The sequence below is a fragment of the Bosea sp. RAC05 genome, assembly GCF_001713455.1.
Classification (GTDB): Bacteria; Pseudomonadota; Alphaproteobacteria; order Rhizobiales; family Beijerinckiaceae; genus Allobosea.
The window spans coordinates 4565874-4584882 of sequence record NZ_CP016464.1 but is presented as its reverse complement, the minus strand read 5'-3'; the positions used below and the strand labels follow the sequence as shown (position 1 = coordinate 4584882).

The 19009-nt window shown below is 69.1% G+C and carries 18 protein-coding genes; 8 read left to right on the top strand and 10 right to left on the bottom strand.

The features are described 5' to 3' along the window. Positions 1-3: 3 nt before the first annotated feature. The 3 genes from BSY19_RS25200 to BSY19_RS28090 all read right to left on the bottom strand — a co-directional run bounded on the left by BSY19_RS25200 (position 4) and on the right by BSY19_RS28090 (position 2162). Entirely contained in the window at positions 4-1011 is a 1008-nt protein-coding gene (locus BSY19_RS25200; RefSeq protein WP_069056560.1) for an LLM class flavin-dependent oxidoreductase, read from the bottom strand. A 93-nt stretch (positions 1012-1104) separates the two neighbouring features. Beyond that, the gene (locus tag BSY19_RS25195) at positions 1105-1896 is read right to left on the bottom strand and encodes an SGNH/GDSL hydrolase family protein (RefSeq protein WP_069056559.1); all 792 of its coding nucleotides are present in this window, start codon (positions 1894-1896) and stop codon (positions 1105-1107) included. Further along, a complete protein-coding gene (locus tag BSY19_RS28090; protein WP_069056558.1) occupies positions 1893-2162 on the bottom strand; it encodes a hypothetical protein in 270 nt (89 codons plus the stop codon). The genes BSY19_RS25195 and BSY19_RS28090 overlap by 4 nt, the downstream gene beginning before the upstream one ends. 166 nt (positions 2163-2328) lie before the next feature. Here BSY19_RS28090 and BSY19_RS25185 point away from each other — a divergent pair, with 166 nt between their 5' ends. The 3 genes from BSY19_RS25185 (at position 2329) to BSY19_RS25175 (ending at position 4670) form a co-directional block, all read left to right on the top strand. After that, positions 2329-3063, top strand: coding sequence for a response regulator (locus tag BSY19_RS25185; protein WP_069056557.1), 735 nt, complete (start codon positions 2329-2331; stop codon positions 3061-3063). Then, positions 3060-4403 carry a sensor histidine kinase gene (locus BSY19_RS25180; RefSeq protein ID WP_069056556.1) on the top strand — a complete coding sequence of 448 codons (1344 nt, stop codon included), beginning with the start codon at positions 3060-3062 and terminating at the stop codon, positions 4401-4403. The genes BSY19_RS25185 and BSY19_RS25180 overlap by 4 nt, the downstream gene beginning before the upstream one ends. A gap of 69 nt (positions 4404-4472) precedes the next feature. After that, positions 4473-4670 (top strand): hypothetical protein, encoded by a 198-nt coding sequence (locus tag BSY19_RS25175; RefSeq protein WP_150129730.1) that lies wholly within the window; start codon positions 4473-4475, stop codon positions 4668-4670. Positions 4671-4674: 4 nt separating this feature from the next. Here the strand turns inward: BSY19_RS25175 and serA are convergent, their stop codons facing one another. The 3 genes from serA to BSY19_RS25160 all read right to left on the bottom strand — a co-directional run bounded on the left by serA (position 4675) and on the right by BSY19_RS25160 (position 7452). Beyond that, the gene (gene serA, locus BSY19_RS25170; RefSeq protein WP_069056554.1) at positions 4675-5931 is read right to left on the bottom strand and encodes a phosphoglycerate dehydrogenase; all 1257 of its coding nucleotides are present in this window, start codon (positions 5929-5931) and stop codon (positions 4675-4677) included. 91 nt (positions 5932-6022) lie between these two features. Next, entirely contained in the window at positions 6023-6463 is a 441-nt protein-coding gene (locus tag BSY19_RS25165; protein WP_069056553.1) for an NfeD family protein, read from the bottom strand. Between the two features lie 11 nt (positions 6464-6474). After that, complete coding sequence (locus tag BSY19_RS25160; protein ID WP_069056552.1) at positions 6475-7452, bottom strand: SPFH domain-containing protein; 978 nt, start codon at positions 7450-7452, stop codon at positions 6475-6477. A 248-nt stretch (positions 7453-7700) separates the two neighbouring features. Between BSY19_RS25160 and BSY19_RS25155 the strand changes: the two genes are divergently transcribed. Continuing rightward, on the top strand, positions 7701-10094 hold the full coding sequence (locus BSY19_RS25155) for a transketolase-like TK C-terminal-containing protein (RefSeq protein WP_069057386.1): 2394 nt from the start codon (positions 7701-7703) through the stop codon (positions 10092-10094). Between the two features lie 111 nt (positions 10095-10205). Here the strand turns inward: BSY19_RS25155 and BSY19_RS25150 are convergent, their stop codons facing one another. The 3 genes from BSY19_RS25150 to BSY19_RS25140 all read right to left on the bottom strand — a co-directional run bounded on the left by BSY19_RS25150 (position 10206) and on the right by BSY19_RS25140 (position 12481). Next, positions 10206-10511 carry a hypothetical protein gene (locus BSY19_RS25150; RefSeq protein WP_069056551.1) on the bottom strand — a complete coding sequence of 102 codons (306 nt, stop codon included), beginning with the start codon at positions 10509-10511 and terminating at the stop codon, positions 10206-10208. 90 nt (positions 10512-10601) lie between these two features. Continuing rightward, a complete protein-coding gene (locus tag BSY19_RS25145; RefSeq protein ID WP_150129729.1) occupies positions 10602-11390 on the bottom strand; it encodes a hypothetical protein in 789 nt (262 codons plus the stop codon). Between the two features lie 2 nt (positions 11391-11392). Next, positions 11393-12481, bottom strand: a complete 1089-nt coding sequence (locus BSY19_RS25140; protein ID WP_150129728.1) for a hypothetical protein — start codon at positions 12479-12481, stop codon at positions 11393-11395. A 466-nt stretch (positions 12482-12947) separates the two neighbouring features. Between BSY19_RS25140 and BSY19_RS25135 the strand changes: the two genes are divergently transcribed. Next, a complete protein-coding gene (locus BSY19_RS25135) occupies positions 12948-13982 on the top strand; it encodes an aspartate-semialdehyde dehydrogenase (protein ID WP_069056548.1) in 1035 nt (344 codons plus the stop codon). 183 nt (positions 13983-14165) lie between these two features. Then, the gene (locus tag BSY19_RS25130) at positions 14166-15098 is read left to right on the top strand and encodes a DMT family transporter (RefSeq protein ID WP_236840448.1); all 933 of its coding nucleotides are present in this window, start codon (positions 14166-14168) and stop codon (positions 15096-15098) included. A gap of 6 nt (positions 15099-15104) precedes the next feature. On the opposite strand, the gene BSY19_RS25125 is transcribed toward BSY19_RS25130, so the two are convergent. Then, positions 15105-15770 carry a TetR/AcrR family transcriptional regulator gene (locus BSY19_RS25125; protein WP_069057385.1) on the bottom strand — a complete coding sequence of 222 codons (666 nt, stop codon included), beginning with the start codon at positions 15768-15770 and terminating at the stop codon, positions 15105-15107. A 143-nt stretch (positions 15771-15913) separates the two neighbouring features. Between BSY19_RS25125 and BSY19_RS25120 the strand changes: the two genes are divergently transcribed. Next, positions 15914-17140 (top strand): HlyD family secretion protein, encoded by a 1227-nt coding sequence (locus BSY19_RS25120; protein WP_083247825.1) that lies wholly within the window; start codon positions 15914-15916, stop codon positions 17138-17140. Between the two features lie 152 nt (positions 17141-17292). After that, positions 17293-18879 (top strand): DHA2 family efflux MFS transporter permease subunit, encoded by a 1587-nt coding sequence (locus BSY19_RS25115; protein ID WP_069056547.1) that lies wholly within the window; start codon positions 17293-17295, stop codon positions 18877-18879. The last annotated feature ends 130 nt before the right edge of the window (positions 18880-19009 follow it).

The following is a 19009-nucleotide window of genomic DNA, read 5'->3' as shown; positions in this document are numbered from 1 at the left end:
GGGTCAGGCCGCTCTGGCTTCGATCCCCAGCTCCGGCGCGATGCCCGACAGGATCTCGTAAGAGCGCTTCCGCGCCTCGTGGTCGAAGATCGGCGCGGTGACCATGATCTCGTCGGCGCGTGTCGTCGTGATGAAGGCGCCGAGCTGGCGCTTCAGCGTGTCCGGCGAGCCGATGAAGGCGTAGCGCAGCATACCCGCGACATGCGCCTTCTCGTTGGGCGACCAGTAGGTCTCGATGTCGTCGATCGGCGGCTGCAGCTTGCCGCGCTGGCCGCGCACCATGCCGACGAAGCGCTGCTGCAGGGAGGTGGCGAGATGGCGTGCCTGCGCATCGGTCTCGGCGGCGATGACGTTGATGCCGGGCATGGCATGGGGCCGCGCGAGCTGCTCGGAGGGCTTGAAGCGCTCGCGGTAGACGGTGAGCGCCTGCATCAGGGCATCGGGCGCGAAATGCGAGGCGAAGGCATAGGGCAGGCCGAGTTCGGCGGCGAGCTGCGAGCCGAACAGGCTCGAGCCGAGGATCCACAGCGGGACGTTCAGCCCGGCGCCCGGCACGGCCTGTATCGCCTGGTTCGGCCCGGCCGGTGCGAAATAGGCCTGCAGTTCGAGCACGTCCTGCGGGAAGCTGTCCGATGACATCGGGCTGCGGCGCATCGCCCGCATGGTCATCTGGTCGGTGCCGGGCGCCCGGCCGAGGCCGAGATCGATGCGGCCGGGAAACAGCGCCTCGAGCGTTCCGAACTGCTCGGCGATGATCAGCGGCGCGTGGTTGGGCAGCATGATGCCGCCGGCGCCGACGCGGATGGTCTTCGTCGCGGCGGCGAGCTGGCCGATGACGACGGCAGTCGCGGCGCTGGCGATGCCGACCATGTTGTGGTGCTCGGCGACCCAGTAACGGGTGTAGCCGAGGGATTCGGCATGGCGGGCGAGGTCGATCGAGGCGCGAAGAGCGTCGCCCGGTTCCTGGCCTTCACGGACGGGAACGAGATCGAGGACGGAGATGGCGACCATGGCGGGCTCTCACGGGGCTCCGGCCCGAGGCCGGCAGCGATGGAGCCTAGATGGGGCCGGGACGGACGTCGATCCAGTGGGGTGGCTCGACCGTCATGGCCTCCCTGCGCCGACGTTCTGCCCCGTTGGCAGATCCTCGGTGAGGTGACCGGCGATCGCGCCGCAGATCGCGGGCGCGATCTCGCGATAGGCACGCTCATAGTCGGCGAGATGCAGCCCATCCATCCTGGGTATGGCGTCACCGAAGCGGTCCGCGACGCGGCAGGTGGCCTCCTTGCGGCAGGCCGCCTCCGCCGAGGCGGTGATGTCGGCGGCGGCCTGCGTCGAGAAGACCGCATCCTGGCTCGCCTCGATCCGCGGCAGGGTGGCGACGAGAACGAGCTCCGACCGGCCGATCACCTGGCGGAGCAGCGCGCGGAAGGCATGCCGGAAGCGGATGGCGGCCTCGGGCGGCTCGCGAAAGCGCTTGCGGTTGGTATCGTTGGTGCCGACGGTCAGGATGATCGCGCGGGGAGGGTGCGGCAGGGAGAGGCGTGCGAGGAAGGCATCGGCATCCGCCGTCGTCGCGCCATGCAGTCCGGCATTGATCAGGGGCAGGCCGCAGAGCTCCCGCGCATGCCAGCGGGCCACATGGGAATCGCCCAGAGCCAGCAGGTAGTCGCCATCGACACGGCGCAGATCGCCCGAGACCTGGACGAGGCGCTGGTCGCGATAGGACGGGGCGGCGGTCGCGAAACGGCCGATCGTGAAGCCCGCCACCGAGCCGAGGACGAGGGCGAGGGGAACGGTCGCCAGCAGCGCCAGCAGCCAGCGCCGGGCCGAGGCGCCGTCGGGGCGGATCGGGTTCTCGCGGTCCGGGCTGCGGGCGAGGCTGCAATGGGTCATGAGGTGGCTCCATCGGAGCGGGCCGGGCAGCGTGCGGTGGTCGTGCGGTGAGGCGCGGGCGCCGGTCGGACGCGCCCGGTCACCGGGTCGCGATAGGCTTTCGTTTCGCAGGCGGCGTCGCCGCGCAGGACGAAGCCGTCCCGTGCGAGCAGGGAGGGCAAGGCCCACAGCCAGAGCAAGAGGGCTCCCATCAGCGCCAGCCCGGCGAGGGCCCGGGCGAGGTGGGGGACGACGGTGACGGGGGCGGCGAGGGAGAGCTTGGACATGGCGCTCACGGAACGCTGTGGCTCTGCCCGTTCTGCGGCCGCGAGTTTTCTGGATGACGTCTGCCAGGCGCCTTCTGGTAACCTTGCTTTTCTAGGCCCGGCGACAGACACAATCAGAAACGCTTCCGGCCACGACCTCGCCCGTGAGCGGCGCTAGAGCCAGACCATGAGCAGAACACCCCATATCCTGGTCGTCGAGGACGACCGCGAGATCGCGACGCTGGTGTCGCGCTTCCTGCGCAACAACGATTTCCGCGTCCGCGCCGTGCCGAACGGCCGCGAGATGGACGCCGCCCTGCGCGACGGCCGCTTCGACCTGATCGTGCTCGACCTGATGTTGCCGGGGGAGGACGGCCTGAGCCTCTGCCGCCGGCTGCGCAACGAGGGCACGATCCCGATCATCATGCTCACCGCCAAGAGCGAGGAGATCGATCGCATCCTCGGTCTCGAAATGGGCGCCGATGATTATCTGGTGAAGCCGTTCAACCCGCGCGAGCTGCTGGCGCGAATCCGCGCGGTGCTGCGGCGCGCGGGGCATGTCCCGGCCGCCGAGGTGGGCGAAAGCCCGGTTCTCGCCTTCGCGGGCTGGCGCCTCGACAAGGCGGTGCGGCGGCTGTTCAACCCCGAGGGCGAGCGCGTGGCGCTGACGGGGGCCGAGCTCGATCTCCTGCTCGCCTTCTGCGAGCGGCCGCGGCGGGTCTTGTCGCGCGACCAGCTGCTCGACCTGACACAGGGCCGCACGGCGGCTCCGTTCGAGCGCTCGATCGACGTGCTCGTCAGCCGCCTGCGCCAGAAGATGGAGCGCAACCCGCGCGAGCCCGAGCTGATCCAGACCATCCGCTCCGGCGGCTACATGTTCTCTCCGGAAATCGAGCGGCCGTCCGAGAGCACGGCGCCATGAGGCGGCTGCTGCTGCGCCTCCTGCCGGCGCGGGCCGCCGCCCAGATCACCGCCATCGTCATCGGCTCGCTGGTTCTGGCCAATCTCGTGACGATCGCGGTGCTGCTCGTCCTCCTCCCGCCCGAACTCAAGCGCGTGCCGAACCTGCCCTATGTCACGGAGCTGGTCGCGATCGCCCGGACGATCGAGGCCGCGCCGACACCGGCGGCGAAAGCGGCGATCGTCGATGCCGCGCTCGCCTCCCACCCCAGGCTGTCCCGCCTGCCCCCGGATTTGCCACCGAGCACCCGCGCGCCGGCCTGGCCCGACCGCCAGATGCTCGACAATCTCAGAGAGCGGTTCGGGGCGGAGACGCAGGTCCTGATGCTCGACGGCGCGCCCGGCCAGGGCGGCCCGCCGCCTTTCGGGCTGCGATTTGCCGACGGCAGCGGCCTCATGATGGCTCCCGAGGCGCGCACCCCGCCACCGCGCGGCCAGGCCTTCATCTTCTATCTGGCCGTGATGATCGCGTTGCTCGTCTCGCTGGTGGGCCTGCTCTCGCTCTGGGCGGCGCGGGCCGTCGCGTCGCCGCTGTCGCGGCTGGCGGAGGCCGTCGATCGCTTCGATCCCGACCGCGACACCATCGTGGCGCCGGAGCAGGGACCCATCGAGGTCAAGCGGCTCGCTGGCGCCTTCGGCAGCATGGCCGCGCGCATCCGCCGGCTGATCGACGACCGCACCCGCATGCTGGCCGCGGTCAGCCATGATCTGCGCACGCCGATCACGCGGCTGCGGCTGCGCGCCGACGAGATCGCCGATGAGCGCCAGCGCCGGGCGATCGTCTCCGATCTCGCGCTGATGGAGCGCATGGTCGGCGGGGCGCTGTCCTATCTGCGCGACGGGCGGGCGTCGGGCAGCATGGCGGCGACCGACATGCCGGCGCTGCTCCAGACGATCTGCGACGACTTCGCCGATCTCGGCCATATCGTGGTCTATGAGGGGCCGATGCGCGCCTCTGCCGTCTGCGACGCCGACCAGATGACCCGCGCCGTGACCAATCTCGTCGACAATGCGATCAAGTTCGGCGGCCGGGCCGTGGTGAAGCTCGACGACACCGATGCCGTGGCAATGGTGATCGAGGTCGAGGATGACGGACCCGGCATCGCGCCCGATGAGCGGGAGAAGGTGTTCGCACCGTTCTACCGCAGCGACCTGGCCCGGACGCTGAAGGAGGGCAGCGGCTTCGGGCTCGGGTTGTCGATCGTGCGGGCGATTGCGGAAGCCCATCGCGGCAACCTGACCCTGGCCGACCGCGAGGGCGGCGGGCTGCGGGTACGGATCGTCTGGCCGCGTCGCTTGTAGGGAACGCGGCGTCCGATCTCGCGTTGACCCCGCATGGGCCCGCAGACGGGCCTGCATCAGGGGGTCGCGATGACGACGAGCACCAATCCCGCCAGGGAAAGCCTGCGCCAGGAACAGCAGGAGCAGCGCAAGGCCGCCAGGGAAGCCGCCCGGAAGGGGCCGGACGCCGAGCTCGACACGGCGCTGAAGGCAACCTTCCCGGCCAGCGATCCGATCGCCGCCCAGGCGCCGACCAAGTCCGGCGCCGCCGACGGCAAGGCCTCCTGAGCGGTCAGTCGCGCTCGTAGAGCAGCCGCGCGCGGATCGTGCCGTCCAGCGCCCGGATCTCGCGCAGGATGTCGCGCGCATCGGCGCCGATGCTCTCCGCCTCCATCACGACATAGCCGATCTCGCCGTCCGTCTGGTAGTTCTGGGCGGCGATGTTGACGTTGCGCGCGGCGAAGACGTCGTTCAGGCGCCTCAGCATGCCCGGCACGTTGCGCTGGACGTGGATGAAGCGCGTGCCGACCGCGCGCGCGGCGAGCTGCACCTGCGGGAAATTGACCGCGCCCACCGTCGAGCCGACATCGGAATAGTCGATCAGCTTGCGGGCGACCTCGGCGCCGATGCGCTCCTGCGCTTCTTCCGTCGAGCCGCCGACATGCGGCGTGAGAATGACGTTGGGCAGGCCCTGCAGCGGCGAGACGAAGCGGTCGCTGTTCGAGGCCGGCTCGACCGGGAAGACGTCGACGGCCGCACCGGCGAGATGGCCGCTCTTCAGCGCGGCTGCGAGCGCGTCGAGATCGACCACCGTTCCGCGCGAGTTGTTGATCAGGTAACTGCCGGGGTTCATCGCGGCGATCTGCTCGGCGCCGATCATCCCGGCCGTCTGCGGCGTCTCGGGCACATGCAGCGAGACGATGTCGGCCGAGCCCAGCAGTTCGTGCAGGCTGTCGACGGGCTCGGTGTTGCCGTGGCGCAGGCGGTCCGTCTGATCGTAATAGATCACCCGCATGCCCATCGCCTCGGCCAGCGTCGAGAGCTGGCTGCCGATGTTGCCGTAGCCGACGATGCCCAGCACCTTGCCGCGGACCTCGAAGGAGCCTTCCGCCGATTTGTCCCAGCCGCCGCCATGGGCGGAGGCCGAGCGGTCGGTGATCTTGCGCAGCAGCATCACGATTTCGCCGATGGTGAGTTCGGCGACGCTGCGGGTGTTGGAGAAGGGCGCGTTGAACACCGGCACGCCGCGGCCGCGCGCCGCCTCAAGATCGACCTGGTTGGTGCCGACCGAGAAGCAGCCGACGGCGAAGAGCCGGTCGGCCCGGGCGAAGACCGCGTCGGTGAGCTGCGTGCGCGAGCGGATACCCAGCACATGGACGCCTTCGAGCGCCTTCAGCAGCGCGTCCTGGTCGAGCGCCTTGGGCAGGCGCGTCATGTTCGTGTAGCCGGCATTGACCAGGAGGTCGGCGGCGGAATCGTTGATGCCTTCCAGCAGCAGGACCTTGATGCGGTCCTTGGACAGGGACAGGCGTTCGCTGGGCAGGGTCATGGGAATGGTTCGGTCTGGCGGCGGAGCGTCCGCTATAGACCGCTGGCGCCCCGACACAACCGGATTTCTTCGCGCAGCGGGCCGTCTGCGCTCACGCCTTCTCGACCACCAGCGTGGCGCCATCGACGCGCACGACACGGACCTCGCTCCCGGCCAGCAATTCGGGCCCGGTGACGCGCCAGGACGAATCGTCGACGCGGATGCGGCCCTCGCCGCCCGTCATCGTCGCCTCCAGCCGAAAGACGCGGCCGATCAGCCGGCGGCCGCGATCGTTGAGGCCGGTCGCGGCATCGGGTTCCTCGTCCTTGCGGCGCGTCAGCAGGCGGCCCGTGAAGACGGCAACGAGGCTGAGGCCGGCGAAGATCAGGGCCGCGGCCTGCCAGCCGAGATCGACCAGGCCGACCACGGCGCCGGTCAGGAGCGCGGCGAGGCCGAGCCAGAGCAGGAAGATGCCGGGTGCCAGCACCTCGCCGCCGATGAGGACGAGGCCGAGGATGACCCAGCCCCAGGGGCCCAGGAGGATCGGTGCCATCGCTCGCTCCTTCAGGCGCCGCGGCCGGTCGGCGGCACGGAGCCCGTCCGCCTGGCCTCGACCGCATCATCGCCGAAGACGGCGCGGGTCAACTGGGCAATGCCACCAACGGTGCCCGCCAGCGCCGCTGCCTCGATCGGCACGATCACCACCTTGCTGTTGGGCGCGCTGGCGATCGCCTTCAGCGCTTCGGTGTAGCGTTCGGCGATCAGGAAGTTGGCGGCCTGGATGTCGCCGCGGCTGATCGCCTCGGAGACCATGGCGGTGGCGGCGGCTTCCGCCTGGGCGGAGCGCTCGCGCGCCTCGGCATCGCGGAAGGCGGCCTCCTTGCGGCCTTCGGCGGCGAGGATCTGCGACTGCTTCTGGCCTTCGGCCTTAAGAATCTCGGCCTGGCGCAACCCCTCCGCCTCCAGAACCGCGGCGCGCTTCTCGCGCTCGGCCTTCATCTGGCGGTTCATCGCGCCGGCGATGTCGGCCGGGGGCAGGATGTCGCGGATCTCGATGCGCGTGACCTTGACGCCCCAGGGGGAGGCGGCGGCGTCCATCACCCGCAGCAGCCGTTCATTGATCTCGTCGCGATGTGAGAGCAGCTGGTCGAGGTCCATCGAGCCGACGACGGTGCGGATATTGGTCATGGTCAGGACCATCAGCGCGTCGTTGAGGGATGAGACCTCGTAGCAGGCCTTGGCGGCGTCGAGCACCTGGTAGAAGGCGGCAGCGTCGATGCGGACGCCTGCATTGTCCTTGGTGATCGCCTCCTGGGAGGGAATGTCGAGCACCTGCTCCATGACATTCACCTTGTGGCCGATGCGGTCGATATAGGGGACGATCAGGTTGAGGCCCGCGCTCAGCGTGCGCGAATAACGTCCGAAGCGTTCGACCGTGTAGTTGTAGCCCTGCGGCACCGTCTTCACCAGGAAGGCGATGGTGATGACGACGAGCGTCACCAGGACGATCACGAAGATGCTGAAGCCCGAGAGCGTATCCATAAGGTGAGCGTCTCCTGTCGCCGTACCCGCTCCGCCGCAGGCTGGCGGCATGCAACCTGACGATTGCGACAGACGAATGCAAGGTCGCGGCGGCGCGCGCGGCGGGGCCGGCACGCTTGGCAGTTCCTCGCCGCCCATGGCCTGTCGGGTGGCAGAAACTGCTCAGGACGGCGCCGCCGAACCCGCGATTACGGTTCACATCGCGCGGCGCTTCCCGCATGATCGGGCCTCTGCTGGAGAGCCGCACCATGTCCGATCCGCGCCTGCCGATTCTCGCCGAACTCGAGAAGAAGATCCTCTGGCTCGCCTCCTGGACGATCCACAACGCCAACCATCTGCGCGATAGCGCCGACGGGATGAAGGTCGGCGGCCACCAGGCCTCCTCGGCCTCGCTGGCGACGATCATGACCGCGCTCTACATGGCGGCGCTGCGGCCGCAGGACCGGGTGGCGGTGAAGCCGCACGCCTCGCCGATCTTCCACGCGATCAACTATCTGATGGGCCTGCAGACGCGCGAGAAGCTCGAGAACTTCCGCGGCTACAAGGGCGCGCAGAGCTATCCCTCCCGCACCAAGGACATCGACGACGTCGATTTTTCGACGGGTTCCGTGGGCCTGGGCGTGGCGCAGACGCTGTTCTCCTCGCTGACGCAGGACTATGTCCGCGCCCATGGCTGGGGGCTAGCGCGTCCCGAGGGTCGGATGGTCTCGCTGATCGGCGACGCCGAGCTCGACGAGGGCAATATCTTCGAGGCCCTGATGGAGGGCTGGAAGCACGGCCTGCGCAACACCTGGTGGGTGATCGACTACAACCGCCAGTCGCTCGACGCCGTCATCCGCGAGGGGCTCTACGACCGCTTCGAGACGATGTTCCGCAATTTCGGCTGGGACGTCGTGACGCTGAAATACGGCTCGCTGCAGCAGGCTGCCTTCAAGGAAAAGGGCGGCGAGCGGCTGAAGGGCTGGATCGATTCCTGCCCCAACCAGCTCTATTCGGCGCTGACCTTCCAGGGTGGGGCGGCCTGGCGCAAACGGCTGATGGACGATCTCGGCGACCAGGGGCCGGTGACGAAGCTGATCGAGAGCCGTTCCGACGCCGAGCTCTCCAAGCTGATGTGCAATCTCGGCGGGCACGACCTGCCCTCGATCCTCGAAGCCTTCGAGGCGATCGACCACGACCGGCCGGTCTGCTTCCTGGCCTACACGGTCAAGGGCTTCGGCCTGCCGCTGGCGGGGCACAAGGACAACCATGCCGGGCTGATGACCAAGGAGCAGATGGCGGGCTTCCAAAGCGCCAATGGCGTCCGCCCCGGCCATGAATGGGATCTGTTCGAGGGGCTGTCGCTGCCCGAGAGCGAGATCCGCGCCTTCCTCGACCGCGTGCCCTTCTTCGCCGAGGGGCGCCGGCGGCTGAGCGCACCGGCGCTGCCGGTGCCGGCCAAGCTCGAAGCCGGAATCCAGCCGGTGATGTCGACGCAGATGGGCTTCGGCAAGATCCTCGACGAGATCGCCAAGGCGGGCGGGCCGCTGGCGGACCGGATCGTCACGACCGCTCCGGACGTCACCGTCTCGACCAATCTCGGCCCCTGGGTGAACCGGCGCGGGCTCTTCGCCAAGGCCTCGATGGCCGACACCTTCAAGGACGAGCGCATTCCCTCGATGCAGAAATGGGAATTCTCGCCCAAGGGCCAGCATGTCGAGCTCGGCATTGCCGAGATGAACCTGTTCATCAACCTCTCGGCGCTCGGCCTCTCGCACGCGACCTTCGGCGAGCGGCTGATCCCGATCGGCACGCTCTACGACCCCTTCATCTCGCGCGGGCTCGATGCGTTGAACTATGCCTGCTACCAGGATGCGCGCTTCATGGTGGTGGCGACGCCGTCGGGCGTGACGCTAGCGCCGGAAGGCGGGGCGCATCAATCGATCGCGACGCCGCTGATCGGCATGAGCCAGGACGGCCTGTGCGCCTTCGAGCCGGCCTTCGTCGACGAGCTGGCCGTGATGATGCGCTGGTCCTTCGCCTATCTGCAGAAGGACGGCGAGGGCGACCCTGACGAGCGGACCTGGCTGCGCGACGAGACCGGCGGCTCGGTCTACCTACGGCTCTCGACGCTGCAGCTCGAGCAGCCGCAGCGGGCGATGACGCCGGAGCTCGAGAGCGAGATCATCGACGGCGCCTATTGGCTGAGGAAGCCGGGCCCCAACGCCTCGGTCGTGATCGCCTATACGGGCGCGGTCGCGGCGGAGGCGATCAAGGCGGTCGGGCTTCTCGGCGAGGACCGGCGCGATGTCGGCCTGCTGGCGATCACCTCGGCCGACCGGCTCAATGCCGGCTGGCAGGCGGCGGAGCGTGCGCGCCAGCGCGGCAACCATCGCGCCACCAGCCATGTCGAGCGGCTGCTCGGCGATCTCTCGCGCGATTGCGGCATCGTCTCGGTGCTGGACGGGCATCCGGCGACGCTGGCCTGGCTCGGCAGCGTGCATGGCCACCGGCAGAAGGCGCTCGGCGTCGAGCATTTCGGCCAGACCGGGACGGTGGCGGATCTCTACCGGCATTTCGGCATCGACGCGAATGCTATCGTCCATGCCGCGCAGGCAGCGGCGCCGGGCCGGCCGGTGCGCTATCTGAAGGCTTTGCCGTAAGGCGCCCAACGTCGTTCTCGGGCGGCGCGCAGCGCCGACCCGAGGATCTCATGACAAGAAAGAGCTGGTTTGCGAGATGGTCGGGTCAAGCCCGACCATGACGGCCACGCCTCAGAAGCGCGGCGTCGCGAAGGTGTTGGCGAAGGGGTTGGTGCCCGCGCCGATGCGGCCGGGCAGGGTCTCTTCGCCGAAGAAGCTGCCGAGGTTGGAATAGGTCGGGCCGGCGGACACGTGCTGGCTGGCATAGCGGTTCATCGAGCCGACCGGCACGACGTTGCCCGCATCGAAATAGCTGCGCTTCTGCACGGTCACGCGCAGCGGGCCGCGGCGGTTCTGCGCTTCCGCGAAGGAGACCCACACGGTCGACGCGGCGACGGAGAGGGCGAAAACGGCGGCGAGACGCTTGAGCGAACCCATGGCGACGACATCTCCAGAACAGCGGCGATCCGCTTGGTGCGAGAACGGGACTCTATGGTGAATCCTAGACTACCGTAGTTAACGATTTTGTCAGCGCGGCCACAGCGGAAATGTGTCGCGGGAGCCTCCGGCCATGCCGATCACGCCGCCCTTGCGGTCCCTCACCACCTGGCGCGTTCCGGGCGGGTAGAAGGTGGTGTTCTGGCACTGGGCGGGCTGCCCGGCCCGACTGCCGAGATAGGCCAGGGCCGCCGATTCACGCCGCGGTTCGAGCTTCATCCGGTCGACCAGGCAGGCGACGGAGGCTGCATTGGCGGCCTGCTGGCCGGCGGCGCAGTAATAGCCGCCGAGCGCGAAGGCGGACGTCTCGAAGGCGTTGCGGAAGACGATGCAGGTCCGCACGCGCCCGTCGAGTTCTTCATAGATGAGATCGCGGCCGGCGAAGGTGCCCCAGCGCGTCGTCATGGTGTAGTGCGGCCCGCCGACCCGCGGGCGCAGCACGCGCAGCGGCTCGAACTGCCAGAACTGCGGCGTGGTGAGGGTGAAGGGGCGCCCGGCCTCGTCGGGCTCCGCCAGCACCAGCGCGGCGAAGGTCTCGTTCGTGCCGGGCCCGCCGAACTGCCAGCCCTCCTCGCGGCCCCGCGTCGGGTGGGTGGCGACGAGCGGCGCGCCCCGCATGTCCGCCGGCTCGATCGCCCAGGAAAAGGCCGGCTGTCCCCGGCCGATGGTCGGCAGCTTGCCATAGACCCACCAGGCGACCAGCAGGATCAGCAGGAAGACGGCCGCGCCGAGGGCGAGGAAGAGGAAGCGCGCGACGCCCAGCGCCGCCGTTCCCGTGGCGCCGATCACGGCCATGGCGCGTGGAGCATCAGCCGGCATGGTCAGCGCTTCTCGGGTTTGCGGGATCCGCCGACCGCGGCCGTCGCGGTCTTCGTCCGCAGTGCGGGTGTCGGTCCGTCCGCGTCGAGCCAGGAGACCTTGCGGCCGGTGGCGGAGAGGCGCGGGGTCACGCAGCCCGGCTGGCGGCTCAGTTCCGTCCGCGCGAAGGCGGTGCGCAGGGCGCGGTCCTCGCCGGCATTGAGCAGGTCGATGCGGTCGATCAGGCAGACGAGCTGGCGGCGGTCGGCCGGTTTGCCCTCTGCGCCGCACCACCAGCCACTCATCGCCAGCGGCAGCGCGCCCGATTCCATCCGGAAGGCGATGCAGGCGCGGCTGGCATGGCCGTCGCTCAGGGTCGCGTCGGCGGCCTCGACCGGGCCGAAGCGGGTCTGGATCGCGGCAGGCAGGCCGCTGCGCTGCACCGACATGGCCCGTGCGGCGGCGGCGCGAACGAGCGCGACGATGAAGGGCTGGGACAGGTCGTCCTGCGCCGCCTCGACGGTCAGCCGCAGCGCCAGATGGGCCTTGGGATCGGTGAGCGCACCGAAGGTCAGCAGTTCCTCGCGCCGCGACCCGTCCGGGCTCCGGCGCGCCTCGAGGGCCATGGTGGCACGGTCGAGATCGGGGGATTCGAGGCTGAACATCGCGATCGGCTTGCTGATCTCGATCCAGCTGTCGCGGCCGGCCGGTGTCGTGCGAGCCGTCTGGGCGACATCGCGGATCGGCCTCGGCTGCGGTTCGGCGGGCGGCGTGATCGTCGCCTCGCTCTGGGAGGACAGGCCCGTGACCAGGGTCGCGGCGAGGCCGATGCCGGCCGCGGCCGCGAGCCCGCGCCAGGCGAGGCCGGTGGTGAGGCGGACGGCGGGCAGGCGCAGCACGCGCCGCAGGATGGCGATGGGTCGGAACAGGGCCGCGAACGCGACCTCGACCCCGTCGGCAAAGCGGATCAGGGCTCGGGCGGGGTCGAGCCCGGCCAGCCGCGCGCGCAGCGCCGGCCAGGCGGCTCGCACCGGCCCTGCGCTGCCGGCCGCACGCAGCCGTCGCAGCAGACCCGCCGGATCGCGCAAGGAGGACAGCAATTGACCCGACACCACTTCAGAACCCGCCTGTCCCTGTCGCCTCGCAGCGGCACGGATGCCTCACCCGCAGCGACCCTGGCGGAGCGGCGGTCAGCAGGGCGTTACCGCGCCTGCGGATTCGCCAGGCAGCGTGAATCGTCGGTCAACGCGGAGGGTTAACGCGATGCGCCGGATGCGGCCCAGATTGACTTTTGGCGCTTCACGGTGTTCTCACAGGGCAGGTTCCTGCGGGGCGAAACGCCTCGGAGGGAGCTGCGATGCTGTCAGCCTTTCGGAATTGGCCCTGTGACTGTCCGTCTCACGACGAAACGCACGACCAAACCGGCGACCGGGACCACCGGCACGCCGCGCTGACGCTCGCCTCGGCTCCGGGTCCCTCTCCCCCCGGCGGGGGGCATGACGCCGGACCCGCCCCGCTCCAGGGGTGGACGGTGCCGAGGGGGAGACCAAACCTGGTTCATCCGAAAGGAACATCATCATGAGCTTCAAGGTCGCGATCGTCGGCGCCACGGGGAATGTGGGCCGCGAGATGCTGGACATCCTGGCCGAGCGAGCCTTTCCCGTCAGCGAGGTCGTGGCGCTGGCCTCGTCGCGCTCGATCGGGACGGAAGTCTCGTTCGGCGACAGGACGCTGAAGTGCAAGTCGCTCGAGCATTACGACTTCTCCGACACGGATATCTGCCTGATGTCGGCCGGCGGCGAGATCTCGAAGGCGTGGTCGCCCAAGATCGGTCAGCAGGGCTGCGTCGTGATCGACAACTCCTCGGCCTGGCGCATGCATCCCGACGTGCCGCTGATCGTGCCGGAGGTGAACGCCGCCGCCGTCGCCGGCTTCACCAAGATGAACATCATCGCCAATCCGAACTGCTCGACCGCGCAGCTCGTCGTGGCGCTGAAGCCGCTGCACGACAAGTACGGCATCAAGCGGGTCGTCGTCTCGACCTACCAGTCGGTCTCCGGCGCGGGCAAGGAGGGCATGGACGAGCTCTTCAACCAGACGCGCGCCGTGTTCTCGGCCGGCGAGGTCGTGACCAAGAAGTTCCCGGCCCGCATTTCCTTCAACCTCATCCCGCAGATCGACGTCTTCATGGAGGACGGCTTCACCAAGGAAGAGTGGAAGATGATGGTCGAGACCAAGAAGATCCTCGACCCCAAGATCAAGCTGACCGCGACCTGCGTGCGCGTGCCGGTCTTCATCGGCCATTCCGAGAGCGTCAACATCGAGTGCGAGAGGCCGGTGACGGCCGACGAGGCGCGCGAGGTGCTGCGCGCGGCGCCGGGCATCCTCGTGATCGACAAGCACGAGCCCGGTGGCTACATCACCCCGCATGAGGCGGCCGGCGAGGACGCGACCTACATCTCCCGCATCCGCGAGGATGCGACGGTCGAGAACGGCCTGGCCTTCTGGTGCGTCTCCGACAATCTGCGCAAGGGCGCGGCGCTGAACGCGGTGCAGATCGCCGAGGTGCTGATCAACCGCAAGCTGATCCAGCCGCGGCAGAAGGCGGCCTGATCGATCATCCCGATCCGGGGGCGACGAGGCGGGCTTCGGCCCGCCTCTTTGCGTTGGGGCGCGCCGTCACGGCCTCTGGCCCTCCCGTGCGGGTGGCGGCCGCATGCGGGCCGTTCGTTCTTTGCGCAACCCATCGCCGGCAAAGCTCTCTAAGATCGCGGCTCCCGCCGCCGCGATCGCCCCGTGCCCAACGCTCCCCAGACCGAACCGCCACCGCCGATCCCGACCGCCATCGCCACTCCGCCGCGGCGCGACGCGCCCCTGCGCGGGATCGCCTTCGTGCTGCTGGCGAGCATCTTCCTAACCTCGGCGGACATGGTCTCCAAGCTGCTGACGCAGCAGATCTCGCCGCTGCAGGTCAGCTGGCTGCGCTACTGCACCTTCACCCTGATCATGCTCGGCATCGTCTGGCGGCGCGGCGGCCTCGCCCGCCTGTCGACGCAGCGCCCGGTGCTGCAGGTCCTGCGCGGGATCGGGCTCCTGGCCTCATCCGTGCTCTTCGTGATGGCGCTGCGCTACATGCCGCTGGCGGACGCGACAGCGACCGGCTTCGTCGCGCCACTCTTCGTCACGGCACTGTCGATCCCGATCCTGCGCGAGACGATCGGCTGGCGGCGCTGGACCGCGACGCTGGTCGGCTTTGCCGGCGTGCTGATCGTGGTGCGGCCGGGCGGCGCCGGCTTCCAGATCGCCTCGCTGCTGGCCGTGGCCTCGGCCCTGTCCTGGGCCTTCGCGATGATCATGACGCGGATGATGAGCCGCACCGAGAGCCCGCTGACGACGCTGGCCTATTCGGCGCTGGTCGGCCTGGGCCTGCTCAGCCTCGCCGTGCCCTTTGTCTGGAGCCCGGTGACGCCGACGATCGTCGCCATGGGCGTCTTCATCGGCGTGTCCTCGACGATGGGCCACTGGCTGATCGTGCTGGCCTATCGCCATGGCGACGCCTCGCTGCTGGCGCCCTTCTCCTACATCCAGCTGCTCTGGGCCTCGCTGTTCGGCCTCTTCATCTTCAGCGTGCTGCCCGACCTCTGGACGCTGGTCGGCGCGGTCATCATCGCGGGCTCGGGCCTCTACACGGCACATCGCGAGCGCATCAAGGCGCGTGAGGCGGGCTGACCCGGCTCAGCCCGCGCGTGCGGCGTACCGCGCCAGGAACATGGTCACCGCCGCGTCGACGACATGGGCGATCTCCGCTTCCGTCGGCGGCCGGCGTTCGGCATTGAACAGGCGCGGGCGCAGCAGCGTCGACTGGCAGAGGTCGGCGAACTGGGCGGCGGCCAGCACGGGATCGGCGATCGCGAGTTCGCCCGCGGCGACCCGGCGCTCGAGAAAGGCGGCGAGGCGCTGTCCGCCGAGCAGCGGGCCGCGCTCGTAGAACTCGCGGCCGAGTTCCGGCATGCGCTCGGCGACGCCGAGCACGATCCGGTGCGCGCTGAGCGCGAATGGGTCCGTCACCAGGCGGACCAGATTGATGCCGAAGCCGGTGAGCGCATGGGCGAGGTCTGGATGCTCGGCGAGGGCATCGTACATGTGCTGGCGGTGCTTCTCCCGTTCGCGCTCGATCAGCGCGATGAAGAGGTGCTCCTTGTCCTCGAAGTAGACATAGAGCGTGCCTTTCGAGACGCCGGCGGCCGCGGCGATCTCGTTCATGCTCGCGGCGTCGAAGCCCTGGGCATGGAAGATCGCCTGCGCGCCATCGAGGATCTGGCGGCGCTTCTGTGGGTCCATGCCGGCGATCCGCCGGTTGCGGGCTGCCGTTCTGGGCCGCTGGTCGGCCGTTTCGTTCATCTCGTCCATCCGTCAGGCGCAGGGCGCACCTGCAAAATCATCGAACCGATCGGTTCGATTCGCTCTTGATATGACGCGTGGCGCGCGCTAGTTCAATAGCGATCGAACCGTTTGGTTCGAATTGTAAGTGTCAGGATGATCTCATGGCTGCCGAAATCCTGCCCGAGCCGCGCGACGAGGTCCGGCGCGACCGCCTCAAGCTCGTCGGACCCGCTCCCCAGGGCACGCCCTCTGCCGCCCCTCAGTCCGCCGAGGCCCGACGGGCGGGCGAGACCGCGCCGGCTCCGGAGGCAGGCGCCGCCGCGGCGGCGAAGCCTTCGGCTCGGAGCCGGATGGTCCGCCGTGCCGGTTTTGCGCTCGTCGGTACGGCCGCGGTCGGGGCCGGGCTCTGGTTCGGGGCCGACTGGTGGTTCAACGGCCGCTTCATCGTCTCGACCGACGATGCCTATGTCGGGGCCGAGATGGCGACGATTTCCGCCAAGCTCTCGGCCAATGTCACGAGCGTCAGCGTCAGGCAGAACCAGGAGGTCACGGCCGGGCAGCCGCTGGTCGCGCTCGACGATGGCGACTGGCGGATCGCGCTCGACAGCGCCCGCGCCAAGACCGCCACCGCGATGGCGACGCTCGCGCGCATCGACAGCCAGATCGAGGCCGGCCGCGCCAGCCTGCAGCAGGCCCAGGCGCAGGAGACCTCCGCCCAGGCCGGCGTCACCCGCACGATCGCCGATTTCGAGCGCGCCAACAGCCTCGCCGCCAAGTCCTACGGATCCCAGGCCACGCTGGACGCCGCGGTCGCCGCCCGCGACCAGGCGAAGGCGTCGCTCGGCAGCGCCGTGGCCGGCGTCGCCGCCGCGCAGGCGAATGTCGAGGTGTTGAAGGCGCAGCGGGTCGAGGCGGCGCGCCAGGCGGACGAACTGAAGATCGCCGAGCAGAAGGCGGAGCGCGACCTCGGCTTCACCCGCGTCGCAGCACCGATCTCGGGCCTCGTCGCCAACACCAATGTGCAGCTCGGCGACCTCGTCAGCGCCGGCAAGCGCCTGATGTCGATCGTGCCGCTGGACCAGGTCTATGTCGATGCGAACTTCAAGGAGACGCAGGTCGGGCCGCTGAAGATCGGCGACCGGGCGACGATCACCGTCGATGCGCTGCCGGGCCAGGTCTTCGAGGGGCGTGTCAGCGGCATCAGCGGCGGCACCGGCTCGGTCTTCACCCTGCTGCCGCCCGACAATGCGACCGGCAACTTCACCAAGATCGTCCAGCGCGTGCCGGTCCGCATCGCGCTCGCGCCCGAGGCCACGGCGCGCCATGTGCTGCGGCCGGGCATGTCGGTGGTGGTGAAGATCGATCCGCGGCCTGTCGGCGGGCGCTGACCATCTGGGTGTTTTCTCAGCCCTCATCCTGAGGAGCCGCCACAGGCGGCGTCTCGAAGGATGGTCCAGGAGGCCTCGGAGCACACTGGATCATCCTTCGAGACGGCCCTGGCGGGCCTCCTCAGGATGAGGGCTCGTAAGAGGAGGCCGCCATGGCCACCGCGACCCTGAGCAGCCCGGCAGGCAGCCCGCCGGCCGCCGACGCCATTCCGATGCGCCGGATCTTCGCCTTCGTGGCGATGGTCTTCGGCATGTTCATGGCGATCCTGGACATCCAGATCGTTTCCGCCTCGCTGGCGGAAATCCAGGCGGGGCTGTCGGCCTCGTCGGACGAGATCGCCTGGGTCCAGACGGCCTATCTGATCGCGGAAGTGATCATGATCCCGCTCTCGGGCTATCTCAGCCGGGCGCTGTCGACCCGCGTCTTCTTCACCATCGCCGCCGCCGGCTTCACCATCGCCAGCGTGCTCTGTGCGATGTCGTCCTCGATCAACGAGATGATCCTGTGGCGCGCCGTGCAGGGCTTCATCGGCGGCGGCATGATTCCCGGCGTCTTCGCCGCCGCCTTCACGATCTTCCCGCCCTCCAAGCGTCCCGTGGTCTCGCCGATCATCGGGCTGGTCGCGACGCTCGCGCCGACGATCGGCCCCACCGTCGGCGGCTATCTCAGCAGCGCCTTCTCCTGGCACTGGCTCTTCCTGGTCAATGTCGTGCCGGGGATCTGCGTCACGATCGCCGCCTGGACGCTGATCGACTTCGACAAGCCGCAGAAGGGGCTCCTGAAGCGCTTCGACTGGCTCGGCCTGCTCGGCATGGCGGGCTTCCTCGGCAGCCTCGAATATGTGCTTGAAGAAGGCACGCGACTGGACTGGTTCGAGAGCCACGAGATCGTCTTCTTCTCGGTCGTCATGGTCTTCGGCGCGGTGCTGTTCTTCTGGCGCGCGCTGACGCGGGACGACCCGCTGGTCGATCTCTACGCCTTCACCAACCGCAACTTTGCCTTCGGCTCGCTGTTTTCCTTCTGCATGGGCATCGGCCTCTACGGGCTGACCTATCTCTACCCGGTCTATCTCGGGCGCATCCGCGGCTATGATTCGCTGCAGATCGGCCAGACGATGTTCGTCACCGGGCTGTGCATGTTCCTGACGGCGCCGATCGCCGGCAAGCTCTCGACGAAGATCGACCCGCGCGTGCAGATGATGATCGGCTTCGGCGGTTTCGGGCTCGGCACCTGGATCGCCAGCGGCATCACCGCGGATTGGGATTTTTACGAATTGCTCGCGCCGCAGATCCTGCGGGGCGTCTCGCTGATGCTGTGCATGGTGCCGATCAACAACCTCGCGCTCGGCACGCTGCCGCCGGCGCAGCTCAAGAACGCGTCGGGCCTCTACAACCTCACCCGCAATCTCGGCGGCGCGGTCGGGCTCGCGCTGATCAACACGCTGCTCAACACGCGCACCGACCTGCACATCGCCCGGCTACACGAGCGCGTCGCGGCGGGCCGGCAGGTGGCGGAGGAAGCGATCGCCCAGACGATGCAGCGCTTCCTCGATTATGGCGACGCGGCCGAGCAGATGGCGCTCGCGCTGATCAACCAGCGCGCCCACAAGCAGGCGCTGATCATGGCCTTCGGCGACGTCTTTCTCGGGCTGACCTGCATCTTCGTGGCGCTCGTCGCGCTGGCGCTGTTCATGCGCAAACCTCCGGCCGCGGCACCGGGCGCGGGCGGCGGCCATTGAGGCTCAGGCGGCGGTCGGGATGGGCCCCGGCGGCCCCGCGATGACGGGATGCCGCAGCCCGCGCGATTGACAAGCGGGCGCGACTTCGACAAATATAATAGCAATATCAGTAGTTTAGATGTTTTCTAAA

What these genes read in the sequence shown, in the direction of transcription:
- BSY19_RS25115 (WP_069056547.1), top strand. Translation starts at nt 17,293, where the DNA reads ATGGCCACCGCGACCCTGAGCAGCCCGGCAGGCAGCCCGCCGGCCGCC.
- BSY19_RS25145 (WP_150129729.1), bottom strand. Translation starts at nt 11,390, where the DNA reads ATGCCGGCTGATGCTCCACGCGCCATGGCCGTGATCGGCGCCACGGGA.
- BSY19_RS25135 (WP_069056548.1), top strand. Translation starts at nt 12,948, where the DNA reads ATGAGCTTCAAGGTCGCGATCGTCGGCGCCACGGGGAATGTGGGCCGC.
- serA (WP_069056554.1), bottom strand. Translation starts at nt 5,931, where the DNA reads ATGACCCTGCCCAGCGAACGCCTGTCCCTGTCCAAGGACCGCATCAAG.
- BSY19_RS25155 (WP_069057386.1), top strand. Translation starts at nt 7,701, where the DNA reads ATGTCCGATCCGCGCCTGCCGATTCTCGCCGAACTCGAGAAGAAGATC.
- BSY19_RS25165 (WP_069056553.1), bottom strand. Translation starts at nt 6,463, where the DNA reads ATGGCACCGATCCTCCTGGGCCCCTGGGGCTGGGTCATCCTCGGCCTC.
- BSY19_RS25185 (WP_069056557.1), top strand. Translation starts at nt 2,329, where the DNA reads ATGAGCAGAACACCCCATATCCTGGTCGTCGAGGACGACCGCGAGATC.
- BSY19_RS25175 (WP_150129730.1), top strand. Translation starts at nt 4,473, where the DNA reads ATGACGACGAGCACCAATCCCGCCAGGGAAAGCCTGCGCCAGGAACAG.
- BSY19_RS25120 (WP_083247825.1), top strand. Translation starts at nt 15,914, where the DNA reads ATGGCTGCCGAAATCCTGCCCGAGCCGCGCGACGAGGTCCGGCGCGAC.
- BSY19_RS25125 (WP_069057385.1), bottom strand. Translation starts at nt 15,770, where the DNA reads ATGAACGAAACGGCCGACCAGCGGCCCAGAACGGCAGCCCGCAACCGG.
- BSY19_RS25150 (WP_069056551.1), bottom strand. Translation starts at nt 10,511, where the DNA reads ATGGGTTCGCTCAAGCGTCTCGCCGCCGTTTTCGCCCTCTCCGTCGCC.
- BSY19_RS25180 (WP_069056556.1), top strand. Translation starts at nt 3,060, where the DNA reads ATGAGGCGGCTGCTGCTGCGCCTCCTGCCGGCGCGGGCCGCCGCCCAG.
- BSY19_RS25160 (WP_069056552.1), bottom strand. Translation starts at nt 7,452, where the DNA reads ATGGATACGCTCTCGGGCTTCAGCATCTTCGTGATCGTCCTGGTGACG.
- BSY19_RS28090 (WP_069056558.1), bottom strand. Translation starts at nt 2,162, where the DNA reads ATGTCCAAGCTCTCCCTCGCCGCCCCCGTCACCGTCGTCCCCCACCTC.
- BSY19_RS25195 (WP_069056559.1), bottom strand. Translation starts at nt 1,896, where the DNA reads ATGACCCATTGCAGCCTCGCCCGCAGCCCGGACCGCGAGAACCCGATC.
- BSY19_RS25200 (WP_069056560.1), bottom strand. Translation starts at nt 1,011, where the DNA reads ATGGTCGCCATCTCCGTCCTCGATCTCGTTCCCGTCCGTGAAGGCCAG.